Raw genomic sequence first — 13,747 nt, 5'->3', positions numbered from 1 at the left:
ACCCCTGCCGCGCCCGGCTGACGGCGCCCCGCCCGGTTGGCCCCGCCGCGCCCGGCTGACCCCGGAGGGCCGGGGTCACCGGGGTCAGCCGGCGGCCGGTGTCACTCCCCGCGCAGTGGCGCCGCCGCGAACTCCCGCATCCCCTCCTCGAAGCCCACCTGCGCCTTCCACCCCAGCTCGGCCCGCAGCCGCGAGGAGTCGGCGGTGACGTGCCGGACGTCCCCGAGCCGGTACTCGCCCGTGACGACCGGCTCGGGCCCGCCGTACGCCGCGGCCAGCGCCCGCGCCATCTCCCCCACGGTGTGCGGCTGTCCGCTGCCCACGTTGTACGCGGTGAGCGTGCCGCCCGCCCGTTCCGCCTCCAGCGCCACGGCGTTGGCCTCCGCCACATCCCGTACGTGCACGAAGTCCCGCCGCTGCCCGCCGTCCTCGAACACGCGCGGCGCCTCACCGCGCGCCAGCGCCGACCGGAACAGGGAGGCGACGCCCGCGTACGGCGTGTCGCGGGGCATCCGCGGCCCGTACACGTTGTGGTAGCGCAGCGACACCGCCGACCCGCCCGTCGTCCGCGCCCACGCCGCCGCCAGATGCTCCTGGGCCACCTTCGTCGCCGCGTACACATTGCGCGGGTCGAGCGGCGCGTCCTCACCCACCAGCCCCGGCGTCACCTCGGCACCGCAGAGCGGGCACAGCGGCTCGTACCGCCCGGCCTCCAGGTCGGCGACCTCACGCGGCCCGGGCCGTACGACACCGTGCCGGACGCACTCGTACCGCCCCTCCCCGTACACCACCATCGACCCCGCCAGCACCAGCCGCCGCACCCCCGCCCCGGCCATCGCGGCGAGCAGCACGGCCGTGCCGAGGTCGTTGCGGGAGACGTACTCGGCGGCGTCGGCGACCCCGTTCCCGAGCCCGACCATCGCCGCCTGATGGCACACGGCGTCCACTCCGGCGAGCGCCCGCTCCACGGCCTCCCGCTCCCGCACATCACAGGCGGCATCCTCCCGTACGTCGAACACCACCGCCTCGTGCCCGCGCCCGGTGAGCGCCTCCACGACATGGGACCCGATGAACCCGGCACCGCCGGTGACCAGCACACGCATACGCGCAGGCTAGGCCCGCGCACCCGCCGCGCCCCGCTTCGACGGCGACATGTCACCGGTCGGTAAGGAACGCGCGGGCGCCGGTCAGGCCTGCCGCCTGCCCGGACGGCGGGCCCGGTTCCCGAGGGCGGGCCCAGGACGGCCGGCGCGACGGCCCGTCAGGCGGGTGCCGGCGCCGGCGACGAAGCCGCCCTCCAGGAGGCGTGCGGGCCGGGAGAACAGGAGCGGCGAACGGCCGACCAGGACAACGTCTGGCCCGGAACGCCTATAGCGTGCCCGCATGAGGAAGACGACGACCTCCACGGCCCCCGTCCTCGACGTCCGCGCGCTCAACCGGGCCACGCTGGCCCGGCAGTTGCTGCTTGAGCGCAGCCGACGGACGGCGCTGGACGCGGTGGCGCATCTGGTGGGGCTACAGGCGCAGAACGTACGACCGCCGTACTACGCGCTCGCCGCCCGGCTCGACGGGTTCACGCCCGGGGAGCTGTCGGCGGCGATGGCCGCGCGGGAGGCCGTGCGGATCGTGACCATGCGGTCGACGATCCACACCCACACCGCCGACGACTGCCTCACCCTGCGTCCCTTCGTGCAGCCCGCCCGGGAACGGGAGATCCAGGTCTTCCGGAAGCGGCTCACCGGTGTCGACCTGGACCGGCTCGCGTCGATCGTGCGGGAGCTGGTCGAGGAGGAGCCGCGCACCATGCAGCAGCTCCGGGAGGCCCTGAGCGCGCGGTGGCCGGACGCCGATCCGCAGGCCCTCGCGATCGCCGCCCGCTGCCGGCTGCCGCTGGTGCAGGTCACGCCGCGCGGCCTGTGGGGGGAGAGCGGGCGCGTCGCCCTCACCACCGCCGAGCACTGGCTCGGCCGCAGCGCCGGGGACACCCCGGACGCGAAGACCGTCGTACGGCGCTGTCTGGCCGCGTTCGGACCGGCGTCGGTGAAGGACATGCAGACGTGGGCGGGACTGACCCGGCTGCGGCCGGTGTTCGAGCGGCTGCGCCCGGAGCTGGTCGTCTTCCGCGACGAGAACGGAGCGGAGCTGTTCGACCTGCCCGACGCCCTGCGCCCCGACCCGGGCACCCCGGCGCCGCCGCGCTTTCTGCCCGAGTTCGACAATCTGCTGCTCTCCCACGCCGACCGGAGCCGGGTCGTCCCGCCCGAGCACCGGGGCCGCAACTGGCAGGGGAACATCGCCTACCGCACGCTCCTCGTCGACGGGTTCCTCGCCGGGCTGTGGGCGCTCGGCGACGACGCTCTGGTCGTCGAGCCGTTCGGCGAGCTGGGGGCGCGGCAGCGCGAGGAGGTCGTCGCGGAGGCCGAGCGGATGCTGGCGGTCCTGCATCCCGGCGCGTCGTACGACATCCGCTTCGGCACGGTACGGCCCGCCTGAGCGCCGGGCCTTGGATAGGGGGGCGCTGCGGGCTGCTCGTGGAAGCTCGCAACGCCCCCCTGGTCTCACCTGAGGGGTGCTCAGGAGTCTCGCGGGGTGCGGTCCGTGACGCGCGCGCCGCACTCCGACGGCCCGCGCGGTCACACGGGCGGAGGGCCTAACCGGGCGCGGTGACCCGCGGGCCGGTCTCCGCGTACCCCTCCCCCCGGGAAGTGATCCCTGCCAGGACGCCCCCGGTGAACAGGGGACCGCCGCTTTCGCCCTGGCAGGAGTGCAAGGCGCCGGAGCCGGACACGACCGGGAAGGTCGCGGTCCGCAGCCGGCGGATGTGGCCGCCGTGGCGGGCGGCGGTCGCCACGGGGCGCGGGCGGCGCTGCCCGCCGAGGTGGACACCGGTGGTGGCCGGGACTCCGGGGCAGAGCGGCGCGCCGGCGGCGATGGCGGCGGTCCGTCGTGCGCGGGTGGGCCCGGACATGACTCTCCTCGAAGGTTGCCGGTGGGGGGGCGCGCGGGTGTGGAGCACGGGGGCCTCGGACCGGCCCCCGTATGCCCGGCGAGCGGCACAACCTCACGGTAGGACCCGGCGTGCGCACACCCCAATGAGGGAAACCCCGCCCGCCGTCCCGGCAGGGAAAACCCTCGATTCGGGCGCCCGCGACGCGGGGAGGCGGGGGCGGCCCGCCCCGCGACGCGCGGCGGCCGGGGTGCGGCTGCACACCGTACCGGAGCCAGGGGGCGTCGGGCGCCGGGGGCATCGCGCCCCCGGCCCCTCACCGCCCGTGGTGTCCGGCGGCCAGGCGGACGATGTCCACGCGGGAGCGGATGCCCAGCTTGCGGTAGACGCGTGTCAGTGTCGCCTCGACGGTCTTGACGCTGATGAACAGCCGGGCCGCGATCTCCCGGTTGGTGGCGCCCTCCATCACCAGCGCCGCCACCTGACGCTCCATCGCCGCGAGCCCGGCCAGCGCCGACTCCCGCTCGCCCGCGGGCTTCGGCGGCGCCGTCGGCCCGGCCGCCGCGGCGGCCTCCACCTGACGCAGCCAGGGCAGTGCACGGCAGCGCCGGAACAGCCGCGCCGCCTCGTCGAACGACATCGCCCCCGCTGGCGTGCCGCCCTGGCCCGGCGTCCGCGACCGCACGCGCAGCCGGGCCAGCGCGAACGCGGTCCGCGCCTCCTCCAGGCCGTACCCCAGCTTGGCGAGCCGGTCCTGAACGCCCGTCAGCTGCGCCACCGCGGTGTCCAGGTCGCCGCGCGCGGCCCGCACCAGCGCCTCGGAACGGTCCAGGACGGCGAGCATGCTCTCCCGGTTCAGTCGCAGCGCGTGCTCGCGGGCGGTGTCGACGACGTCCTGCGCCTCACCGGTCTCGCCGACGGCCACGAGCGCCTCGGCGAGATCCCCCTGCCAGCGTCCCCGGGCCGGGTCGGTGATGCCGAGGCCCTGCTCCAGCTCCCGCACCCGCCGCAGCGCGACCACCGCGGACTGTGCGTCCCCGGCGACGAGATGGGCGTAGCCGAGGGCGGCCAGGGCGAGCGACAGATACATCTGGTCGCCGTCCTCCTCGGCGTGCTCCGCGGCCTCCTTGGCGAGCGCGAGCGCCTTGTCGACGTCGCCGCCGGAGGCCTCCGCGAGGGAGGTGAGCATCGCGGACGCGCCCACCCCCATGCCGGAGTCGCGGGCGAGGCGCAGGCTCTCCCGGGCGAGGTCCAGGGCGCGCCCGCAGTGCCCGAAGCGCAGTTCGGTGTCGGCGAGGAACCGCTGGAAGTGCACCTCGGACTCGACCATGCCGCGCCGCTGCACCTCCCGCAGCAGGGAGGTGATGACGGTACGGGCCTCGGGCAGCTGGTCGCTCATCAGCAGCCAGCGGAACCTGGCCGAACCCGCCCCGTTGTGATGGCAGGCCACGTACGGGTCCTGAGGCTCTTTCAGGGCGCGTTTGATGGTCTCGGGGGCGCCGGGGTGTCCCATCAGGGTCTCGGTGGACGCCTGGAAGGACAGCGCCATCAGTTCGCTGCGCCGGTCCCCGGCACGCGCGGCCAGTTCGGCGGCGTGCGCGGCCTCCTCGCGGGCCTCGGCGAAGTCGCCCTCGACGACGAGGGCGCGCCAGGCCAGCTGGTAGTGGACCTGGGCGAGGAGCCGCGGGTCGTCGCCGGCGTCGGCGAGGACCTGCGGGAAGGCGGCGTCGACGTCGCCGAGGGCCTGCCCGGCGGACTCGATCACCACCATCCAGGCCCGCACCCGCTGAGCGGGGACGGTGGCCCGGGTCAGCACCTCCCGTGCGATGTCCCGGGCGAGATCGACCTCGCCGGCGGTGATGGCGTCCTCCGCGGCCTGCAACCGCCGTTCGTCGCCGCCGGGCACGCTGCCGACGGGGGTGTGCCGGGCCGCGAGCAGCCCCAGCGAGGCCGCCACGGAGGGCGCCCCCCGGTCCCGGGCGAGCGCGGCGGCCTCCGCGAGCCGGGCCGCCACCTTCGGGTCGGTGCCGGTGGTGGCCAGCGCCAGATGCCGGGCGCGTTCGATCGGGTCGGACGCGGCCGTGGACAGCGCGGCGTGCGCGGCGCGCCGCTCGTGCGCCGGGGCCTCCGCGTACAGCGCTGCGGAGATCAGCGGGTGCGCGAACCGTACGGTGGGGCCCTCCGGGTCGGTGGACAGCAGCCCCAGCGCTGCGGCCTGCGCGCACTCCGCCTCGGCGTTGTCCCGCCCGGCGGCGTGCAGCAGCGCCTGCGTGGGGCGGGCGCCGACGCTCGCGACGAGCAGGGTGCGGCGGGCCTCCTCGGAGAGCATGTCCAGCCGGTTCAGTACGAGGGTGCGCAGCGACGTCGGCACCGGCAGCGGTTCGCCGGGCCGGGGCGGGGTGGGGTTCTCGGCGAGGGCGCGGCCCAGCTCCAGCGCGAACAGCGGGTTGCCGCCGCTGGTGCGGTGGATGTCGCGGACGGTGGAGCGGGACAGGCCGGTGTAGCCGCGGTGGTCGAGCAGTGCGGAGACCTGGGTGCGGGTGAACGGCCCGAGCCGTACGGCGAGCGTGTCCGGCGGGGACGACTTCAGGAAGCGGTCGTACTCCTGCCCCTCGGTGCGGACCGCGCACAGCAGCTGCACGGGCGTGTCGCCGAGGCGGCGGGCGGCGAAGCCGAGGAGTTCGGCGCTGGCCGCGTCCAGCCACTGCATGTCGTCGGCGACGAGCAGCACGGGCCCGTCGGCGGCGAGCGCGCGCAGCGCGGACAGCACCGCGAGCCGCAGCGCGAGACCGTCGCGCAGGGTGGGTTCGCCGCGTCCGGTGAGCGCGGACTCCAGCGCGTCCCGCTGGGCGGCGGGCAGCCGGTCGGCGACCTCGTCGAGGACGAGGCCGAACAGGTCGGCGAGCGCGAGGAACGGAAGGTGCGATTCGGACTCGGTGGCCGAGCAACGCAACACGGTGCGGGCCGTACGGCCGTATTCCGCGGCGATTGCCCGCAGCACGGTCGACTTTCCTATTCCGGCCGGGCCGTGCAGCAGCACGCTGCCGCCCGAGCGGAGCTGCTCACGCGCCGCGCCGAACAGCTCCTCCCTGCCGATGACCAGGTCGGGGCGGCATCTCGCAGACTCCTGGAAGTCCCGTCGCACGGTCACCGCTCCCTCCGAGTGTCGTGTCCGGGCCAAATTCTAGGCAACAGCGGCCGAAATTCGGGCGGACGGTGTGGTGAGGGATATAACAACGGTACGCATATCAGAATTCAAGACGCTGTCCACTGAATGGTCGTCGTTCATCACGCAGTCCTCACGTCGGGCCCCGGCCGCCACATGACCGGGCGTCCAGGGTAGGGCCCGCAGGGCACGGGCGGGTCACGGAAGCAGCCCTGTGCGCCCGGCCGTGAGCACGGTCACGGGAGTGGTCCCGTGAGCCCGGCCGCCAGCACGGTCACGGCAGCGGTCCCGTGCGCCCGGCTGTGGCTCCGGTCACGGCAGGGTCCCGCACACCGTGCCGCCGTCCCGGCCACGGCAGCGGTCCCGCGCGCCTGACCGCTCCCCGGTCACGGCAGCGGTCCCGCCGGCCGGCGCGCGCCACGGCAGCGGTCCGGCGGGCCGCGCCGTCCCCCGGCTCACGCAGGCAGCCCCGCCCGCCGTGCCGCCGCCACCGCCTCGCCCCGCGTGTGCGCGCCCAGCCGGCGCATCGCCGAGCGCAGATACGACTTCACCGTCTCCGGGCGCAGCCCCAGCCGCTGCGCGGTCGCCGCGTTCGTCGCCCCGGCCGCCACGCACGCCAGCACATCCAGCTCGCGCGGCGCGAGACTCACCCCGGGTGCGGCGCCGCCCGGCGCGAGCAGCCCGCACGCCGCGAGCAGCTCCGCCCGCAACGCCGGGTCGGTGATCCTCGGCGCCAGCGCCCGCAGCGCCGCGTGCGCCTCCCGCACCTGCTCCCAGGCGGCCGACCCGGCCGGCGCGGCAGGTTCGGCGCGGGCCGCCGCGAGCAGACCGCCCGCCTCCTCCCGCACCACCAGCGCCTGCTCCACGTCCCGCGCCACCGTCACGGCCGCGCTCAGCGTCCGGTCGCCCAGCGGCTGCGCGGTGCGCAGCGCGCCGTACAGCACGCCGCGCACCCGGCGCCGTACCACCACCGGCACCGCGAGCACGGACCGAAGGCCCTCCTCGGCGACGGCGGCGTCGTACTCGTGGCTGATCTGCCGGGACACGGAGTAGTCCGTCACCGCGCACGGCCGGGCCAGCGCGACCGCCTTGCCGCCCAGCCCGCTGCCGGAGGTCACCGCCAGCGACCGCAGCGCGACGGTGGCGTTGCCGCTCAGCTCCGTGATCCGCATCTGCCGCCTGCCGGGGTCGACCAGCCCGCCGAAGACGACGGGCAGCCCGGTCGCCCGCCGCAGCCGCGCCAGTGCCCCTTGGATCTCCATCGTCCCGGCCGTGTCCGCTGTCACCACCCGTTTCGCCCCTTCACCACCGCGCTGTGCCGCCCCCACCCCCGTTCGGGGGTAGTGAGACCTGCATCACGGATTACACGATGTCCGTGAGCCGCCCGGCAATGGTCCGGAACCGCCGGAGTACGTGATCAGGGAGCACAGATGACGGCCACAGCCGACTTCCGCAGGGCACGGGACTTTCTCCTGAAGCACCGCGAGGACTACACCGCCGCCTACGACGGCTTCGCCTGGCCCCGGCCCGAGCAGTTCAACTGGGCTCTGGACTGGTTCGACGTGATCGCGGACGGCAACGACCGCACCGCCCTGCACATCGTCGAGGAGGACGGCTCCGAGACCCGCCTGAGCTTCGCCGAGCTGTCCGACCGCTCCGACCGCGTCGCGAACTGGCTGCGCGAGCGGGGCGTGGCCGCCGAGGACCGGGTGCTGGTCATGCTCGGCAACCAGGCCGAACTGTGGGAGACCGCGCTCGCCGCGATGAAGCTGCGCGCCGTCGTCATCCCCGCCACGCCGCTGCTGGGCCCCGCCGACCTGCGCGACCGCGTCGAGCGCGGCCGGGTGAAGCATGTGATCGTACGGGCCGCGGACGCGCCCAAGTTCGACGACGTGCCCGGCACCTACACCCGCATCGGCGTCGGCGGCACGCCCGCGGAGGGCTGGGAGCGGTACGAGGACGCCTACGAGGCCTCCGCCGGCTTCGAGCCGGACGGGCCGACCCTCGCCGACGACCCGCTGATGCTGTACTTCACCTCCGGCACCACCGCCCGGCCGAAGCTGGTCGAGCACACCCACACCTCGTACCCGATCGGCCATCTGGCCACCATGTACTGGATCGGCCTGAAACCCGGCGACGTGCATCTGAACATCTCCTCGCCGGGCTGGGCCAAGCACGCCTGGTCCAATCTGTTCGCGCCGTGGAACGCCGAGGCGACCGTCTTCATCCACAACTACACCCGTTTCGACGCCGCCCGGCTGATGACGGAGATGGACCGCGCGGGCGTCACCACGTTCTGCGCGCCGCCCACCGTGTGGCGCATGCTCATCCAAGCCGACCTGACGCAGCTGCGCACCCCGCCCCGCGAGGTCGTCGCCGCGGGCGAGCCCCTCAACCCGGAGGTCATCGAACAGGTGCGGCGCGCCTGGGGCGTCACCGTCCGGGACGGCTTCGGGCAGACGGAGACCGCCGTGCAGGTCTCCAACAGCCCCGGCCAGCCGCTGAAGTCGGGCTCCATGGGCCGCCCCAGCCCCGGCTACCGCGTGGAGCTGCTCGACCCGGTCTCCGGCGCGCCCGGCGCCCGCGAGGGCGAGATCGCCCTCGACCTCTCGGAGCGCCCGGTCGGTCTGATGACCGGCTACCACGGCGACGCCGACCGCACCGCGGAGGCCATGGCGGGCGGCTACTACCGCACCGGCGACATCGGCGCCCGCGACGAGGACGGCTACATCACATACGTGGGCCGCGCCGACGACGTGTTCAAGGCCAGCGACTACAAGATCAGCCCGTTCGAGCTGGAGAGCGCCCTGCTGGAGCACGAGGCGGTCGCGGAGGCCGCGGTGGTGCCCGCGCCGGACGAGCTGCGCCTCGCCGTGCCGAAGGCGTACGTCGTCCTCGCCGAGGGCTGGGAGCCCGGCCCCGACACCGCCAAGATGATCTTCGAGCACTCCCGTGAGGTGCTCGCCCCGTACAAGCGCATCCGCCGGTTGGAGTTCGGCGCCCTGCCCAAGACCGTGTCCGGGAAGATCCGCCGTATCGAGCTGCGTGAGGCGACCGCGGCCGGATCGGACGCCGAATACCGCGAGGAGGACTTCCGGTGAGCCGCGAGAGTTCCGGCGCTTCCTACACCCACGGCACCGGCGACACGCCGCTGCTGGGCGACACCATCGCCGCCGACCTGGACCGGGCCGTCGTCGCCTTCCCCGACCGGGAGGCGCTGGTCGACGTACCGTCCGGGCGGCGCTGGACCTACGCGCAGTTCGTGGCGGACGTCGACCGGCTGGCGCGGGCGCTGCTCGCCTCGGGCGTCGCCAAGGGCGACCGGGTGGGCATCTGGGCGGTCAACTGCCCGGAGTGGGTGCTCGTCCAGTACGCCACCGCCCGCATCGGCGCGATCATGGTGAACATCAACCCGGCCTACCGCACCCACGAGGTCGAGTACGTCCTCAACCAGTCGGGCGTCTCGCTGCTGGTCGCGTCCCTCAGCCACAAGACCAGCGACTACCGGGCCATGGTCGAAGAGGTGCGCGTCCGCTGCCCGCGGCTCCGCGAGACCGTCTACATCGGCGACCCCACCTGGGACGCCCTCCTCGCCCGCGAGGCCCCCGCCGACTGGCCGGAGTTGTCCTGCGACGACCCCATCAACATCCAGTACACCTCGGGCACGACCGGTTTCCCGAAGGGCGCCACGCTCTCCCACCACAACATCCTCAACAACGGCTACTTCGTGGGGGAGCTGATCGGGTACTCGGAGCAGGACCGGGTGTGCGTGCCGGTGCCGTTCTACCACTGCTTCGGGATGGTGATGGGCAACCTGGCCGCCACCTCCCACGGCGCGTGCATCGTCATCCCCGCCCCGTCGTTCGAACCGAAGGCGACCCTTCAGGCCGTGCAGGACGAGCGCTGCACCTCCCTGTACGGGGTGCCGACGATGTTCATCGCGGAGCTGAACCTGCCCGACTTCGCCTCGTACGACCTCACGTCGCTGCGCACCGGCATCATGGCGGGCTCGCCCTGCCCGGTGGAGGTGATGAAGCGGGTCGTCGCCGAGATGCACATGGAGGAGGTCTCCATCTGCTACGGCATGACCGAGACCTCCCCGGTGTCCCTGCAGACCCGGATGGACGACGACCTGGAGCACCGCACCGGCACCGTCGGCCGCGTCCTGCCGCACATCGAAGTGAAGGTCGTCGATCCCGTCACCGGTGTCACGCAACCGCGCGGCACGGCAGGGGAGTTGTGCACCCGCGGCTACAGCGTGATGCTCGGCTACTGGGAGGAGCCCGAGAAGACCGCCGAGGCCGTGGACGCCGCCCGCTGGATGCACACCGGGGACCTCGCGGTGATGCGGGAGGACGGATACGTGGAGATCGTCGGCCGCATCAAGGACATGATCATCCGGGGTGGCGAGAACATCTACCCGCGTGAGATCGAGGAGTTCCTCTACGGCCACCCGAAGATCCGCGACGTGCAGGTGGTCGGCGTACCGCACCAGAAGTACGGCGAGGAGGTGCTGGCCTGCGTCATCCCGCACGACCCGGCCGACCCGCCCACCCTGGACGACGTGCGCGCCTTCTGCGCCGACCGGCTCGCCCACTACAAGGTGCCGACCCGCCTCCAGGTGCTGGACGCCTTCCCGATGACGGTGTCGGGCAAGGTACGCAAGGTGGAGCTGCGGGAGAAGTACGCCGCCGGCTGACCGCACGGCGCACGAGACGGGGCCACGGGGCCGGACCGCCGACATCGGGGGTCCGGCCCCGCCTGTTCGCCGAGGCGTTCAGCGGGCGGGGCGACCGGCGGCCGGGCCCGCCGCCAGCGCACGCGCCGGCGCGTTCAGCGGCAGGGCGTTTCCCGCCGGCGCGAGGACGAACAGGGGGACGCCGAGGCCGTCGGCGCGGGAGCGGGCCTCGGCGGTGTAGCCGTTGAGCGAGAAGTAGACGCAGTCCGCCGACTCCGTCATCGCCGTCAGCCACAGGCACTCCACGTCCCGCGACGACGCCGGGCGCGCCGCCGGATCGACCTGCGCCACCACGCCCCGGGCGGCGAGCCCGATGCCGCTCGGCGGACGCTGGTCGGCACGCCGTACGTCGTCGTGGCCGAGCCAGCGCAGATAGAGCGCGGCGACCGTCACGGCGTCCCGCGCGGTGCGGATCGGCACCGTACGGAAGGCGCCGCGCCCGCCGGACGGGGCGGAGGGCGACCGGTCCGAGGACGGGCCCGTGCCCCGCGCCGAAGCGGTCCCGGGCCCGCCCTGCTCCGGCAGCGCCACCGCGATCCTCAGCACCGCCCCGCACAGGCAGCCCAGCTCGGGCCGGGGCCACTCCGAGCGGCGCCCGCAGGACGGGCAGGCCACCGGCACCCACTCGTCCTCCCAGCTGCGGTGCACCACCGGCACCGGCGGGACCGTCGGGTCCAGGGACAGCGTGACCGGTGTTCCGCAGGCGCACGGATAGCGGGGAGCGGTGAAGCGGTGCTCGCGACGGCAGGCCGGGCAGCGCACCGGCACGCTCTCGGTCATGGCTCGCCCCCTCGGCACGGCTCGTCGGACAGCCCACCCATCGTGCTCCGACCGGGGCCCGGCCGCCGCCCGATTGTCCCTCTCTTGACGCCTCTTCGCCCACCCGCCTACATTGCTTCCAGATCGTAGAAACTAATTTCCGCTATACGGAATACGGCTCACCGCGGGGCGCGACGGGAGTGCGAATCCGACAGCCGAAGCAGTCGAAGCAGGAGTTAGCCGATGGCTCGTATGACCGCTGCCCGCGCGGCAGTTGAGATCCTCAAGCGCGAGGGCGTCACGGACGCCTTCGGTGTGCCGGGCGCCGCGATCAACCCCTTCTACAAGGCGCTCAAGGAGGGCGGCGGCATCACGCACACGCTCGCCCGCCACGTCGAGGGCGCCTCCCACATGGCCGAGGGCTACACCCGCACCAAGCCGGGCAACATCGGTGTCTGCATCGGCACCTCCGGCCCCGCCGGCACCGACATGATCACCGGCCTGTACTCGGCGATCGGCGACTCGATCCCGATTCTGTGCATCACCGGGCAGGCGCCCACCAACGTGATCCACAAGGAGGACTTCCAGGCCGTCGACATCGCCTCGATCGCCAAGCCGGTCACCAAAATGGCCGTCACCGTCCTCGAGGCCGCCCAGGTCCCCGGCGTCTTCCAGCAGGCCTTCCATCTGATGCGCTCCGGCCGCCCCGGCCCCGTCCTCATCGACCTGCCGATCGACGTCCAGCTCACCGAGATCGACTTCGACCCGGACACCTACGAGCCGCTGCCCGTCTACAAGCCGGCCGCCACCCGCGCCCAGATCGAGAAGGCGATCTCCTATCTGCTCGCCGCCGAGCGCCCCGTCATCGTCGCAGGCGGCGGCGTGATCGGCGCCGACGCCACCGACCTCCTCGTGGAGTTCGCCGAGCTGACCCGGACCCCGGTCGTCCCCACCCTCATGGGCTGGGGCACGCTGCCCGACGACCACGAGCTGAACGCCGGCATGGTCGGCGTGCAGACCTCCCACCGCTACGGCAACGCCAACTTCCTCGCCTCCGACGTCGTCCTCGGCATCGGCAACCGCTGGGCCAACCGCCACACCGGCTACAAGCTCGACGTCTACCGAGGCGACAGGAAGTTCGTCCACGTCGACATCGAGCCCACCCAGATCGGCAAGATCTTCCCGCCGGACTACGGCGTCGTCTCCGACGCGAGGACCGCCCTCGAACTCTTCGTCGAGATCGCGAAGGAACTGAAGGCGGAGGGCAGGCTGCCCGACCGCTCCGCGTGGGTCGCCGAGACCCAGGAGCGCAAGGCCACCCTGCTGCGCCGCACCCACTTCGACAACGTGCCGATGAAACCGCAGCGCGTCTACGAGGAGATGAACAAGGCCTTCGGCCCGGAGACCCGATACGTCACCACCATCGGCCTCTCCCAGATCGCCGGCGCGCAGATGCTGCACGTCTACAAGCCGCGCCACTGGATCAACTGCGGCCAGGCCGGCCCCCTCGGCTGGACCATCCCCGCCGCGATCGGCGTCGCCAAGGCCGACCCGGACGCCCAGGTGGTGGCGCTCTCCGGCGACTACGACTTCCAGTTCCTCATCGAGGAGCTGGCGGTCGCGGCGCAGCACCGCATCCCGTACGTCCACGTCCTCGTCAACAACTCCTACCTGGGCCTGATCCGGCAGGCGCAGATCGGCCTGGACATCAACTTCCAGGTCAACCTGGAGTTCGAGAACATCAACTCCCCGGAGATCGGCGTCTACGGCGTCGACCACGTCAAGGTCGCCGAGGGCCTGGGCTGCAAGGCCATCCGCGTCACCGAGCCCGAGCAGCTCGGCGCCGCCTTCGAGCAGGCGAAGAAGCTGGCGCAGGAGTACCGGGTGCCGGTCGTCGTCGAGGCGATCCTGGAGCGGATCACCAACATCGCGATGAGCCGCACCATGGACATCAGCGACATCAGCGAGTTCGAGGACCTGGCCACCGAGCCCGGTCACGCACCGACCTCGATCAAGCCGCTGAAGGTCTGACACGGCCTGCCCAGGCCAGGGGCGGTCCACCCGGAGGGCTGGACCGCCCCTTCGCCGTGCCCGGCCGCAGCCGCCGCCCGGCCGCCCCCGGTCACTGGCCCCAGCC

The 13,747-nt window shown here is 73.6% G+C and carries 9 protein-coding genes; 4 read left to right on the top strand and 5 right to left on the bottom strand.

Annotated elements, in window-relative coordinates:
* Positions 1 to 101: 101 nt before the first annotated feature.
* The gene (locus MTQ10_RS07030; RefSeq protein ID WP_247463362.1) at positions 102 to 1,103 is read right to left on the bottom strand and encodes an NAD-dependent epimerase/dehydratase family protein; all 1,002 of its coding nucleotides are present in this window, start codon (positions 1,101 to 1,103) and stop codon (positions 102 to 104) included.
* A 280-nt stretch (positions 1,104 to 1,383) separates the two neighbouring features.
* Here MTQ10_RS07030 and MTQ10_RS07025 point away from each other — a divergent pair, with 280 nt between their 5' ends.
* Positions 1,384 to 2,493 (top strand): winged helix DNA-binding domain-containing protein, encoded by a 1,110-nt coding sequence (locus MTQ10_RS07025; RefSeq protein ID WP_247463360.1) that lies wholly within the window; start codon positions 1,384 to 1,386, stop codon positions 2,491 to 2,493.
* Between the two features lie 157 nt (positions 2,494 to 2,650).
* On the opposite strand, the gene MTQ10_RS31600 is transcribed toward MTQ10_RS07025, so the two are convergent.
* The 3 genes from MTQ10_RS31600 to MTQ10_RS07010 all read right to left on the bottom strand — a co-directional run bounded on the left by MTQ10_RS31600 (position 2,651) and on the right by MTQ10_RS07010 (position 7,399).
* Positions 2,651 to 2,968: a trypsin-like serine protease gene (locus MTQ10_RS31600; RefSeq protein ID WP_374117578.1), complete on the bottom strand. Its 318-nt coding sequence runs from the start codon at positions 2,966 to 2,968 to the stop codon at positions 2,651 to 2,653.
* Between the two features lie 295 nt (positions 2,969 to 3,263).
* Positions 3,264 to 6,098, bottom strand: coding sequence for an AAA family ATPase (locus MTQ10_RS07015; protein ID WP_247463357.1), 2,835 nt, complete (start codon positions 6,096 to 6,098; stop codon positions 3,264 to 3,266).
* A 470-nt stretch (positions 6,099 to 6,568) separates the two neighbouring features.
* Positions 6,569 to 7,399, bottom strand: a complete 831-nt coding sequence (locus MTQ10_RS07010; RefSeq protein ID WP_247463355.1) for a helix-turn-helix transcriptional regulator — start codon at positions 7,397 to 7,399, stop codon at positions 6,569 to 6,571.
* 144 nt (positions 7,400 to 7,543) lie between these two features.
* On the opposite strand from MTQ10_RS07010, the gene MTQ10_RS07005 reads away from it, so the two are divergent.
* Together MTQ10_RS07005 and MTQ10_RS07000 are read left to right on the top strand one after the other, a co-directional pair.
* Complete coding sequence (locus MTQ10_RS07005) at positions 7,544 to 9,214, top strand: AMP-binding protein (protein WP_247463353.1); 1,671 nt, start codon at positions 7,544 to 7,546, stop codon at positions 9,212 to 9,214.
* The gene (locus MTQ10_RS07000) at positions 9,211 to 10,812 is read left to right on the top strand and encodes an AMP-binding protein (protein WP_247463351.1); all 1,602 of its coding nucleotides are present in this window, start codon (positions 9,211 to 9,213) and stop codon (positions 10,810 to 10,812) included. The genes MTQ10_RS07005 and MTQ10_RS07000 overlap by 4 nt, the downstream gene beginning before the upstream one ends.
* Before the next feature lie 78 nt (positions 10,813 to 10,890).
* Here the strand turns inward: MTQ10_RS07000 and MTQ10_RS06995 are convergent, their stop codons facing one another.
* Positions 10,891 to 11,631, bottom strand: a complete 741-nt coding sequence (locus MTQ10_RS06995) for a hypothetical protein (protein WP_247463350.1) — start codon at positions 11,629 to 11,631, stop codon at positions 10,891 to 10,893.
* Between the two features lie 222 nt (positions 11,632 to 11,853).
* On the opposite strand from MTQ10_RS06995, the gene gcl reads away from it, so the two are divergent.
* Positions 11,854 to 13,641 carry a glyoxylate carboligase gene (gene gcl / locus MTQ10_RS06990; protein WP_247463348.1) on the top strand — a complete coding sequence of 596 codons (1,788 nt, stop codon included), beginning with the start codon at positions 11,854 to 11,856 and terminating at the stop codon, positions 13,639 to 13,641.
* Positions 13,642 to 13,747 lie beyond the last annotated feature (106 nt).

Origin of the sequence: Streptomyces sp. XM83C, from assembly GCF_023072675.1 — a bacterium.
Classification (GTDB): domain Bacteria; phylum Actinomycetota; class Actinomycetes; order Streptomycetales; family Streptomycetaceae; genus Streptomyces; species Streptomyces thermocoprophilus.
Note: the sequence above shows the minus strand (reverse complement) of the source record. Positions and strands in the feature narration are given on the sequence as shown.

What these genes read in the sequence shown, in the direction of transcription:
- MTQ10_RS31600 (WP_374117578.1), bottom strand. Translation starts at nt 2,968, where the DNA reads ATGTCCGGGCCCACCCGCGCACGACGGACCGCCGCCATCGCCGCCGGC.
- MTQ10_RS07030 (WP_247463362.1), bottom strand. Translation starts at nt 1,103, where the DNA reads ATGCGTGTGCTGGTCACCGGCGGTGCCGGGTTCATCGGGTCCCATGTC.
- gcl (WP_247463348.1), top strand. Translation starts at nt 11,854, where the DNA reads ATGGCTCGTATGACCGCTGCCCGCGCGGCAGTTGAGATCCTCAAGCGC.
- MTQ10_RS07005 (WP_247463353.1), top strand. Translation starts at nt 7,544, where the DNA reads ATGACGGCCACAGCCGACTTCCGCAGGGCACGGGACTTTCTCCTGAAG.
- MTQ10_RS07025 (WP_247463360.1), top strand. Translation starts at nt 1,384, where the DNA reads ATGAGGAAGACGACGACCTCCACGGCCCCCGTCCTCGACGTCCGCGCG.
- MTQ10_RS06995 (WP_247463350.1), bottom strand. Translation starts at nt 11,631, where the DNA reads ATGACCGAGAGCGTGCCGGTGCGCTGCCCGGCCTGCCGTCGCGAGCAC.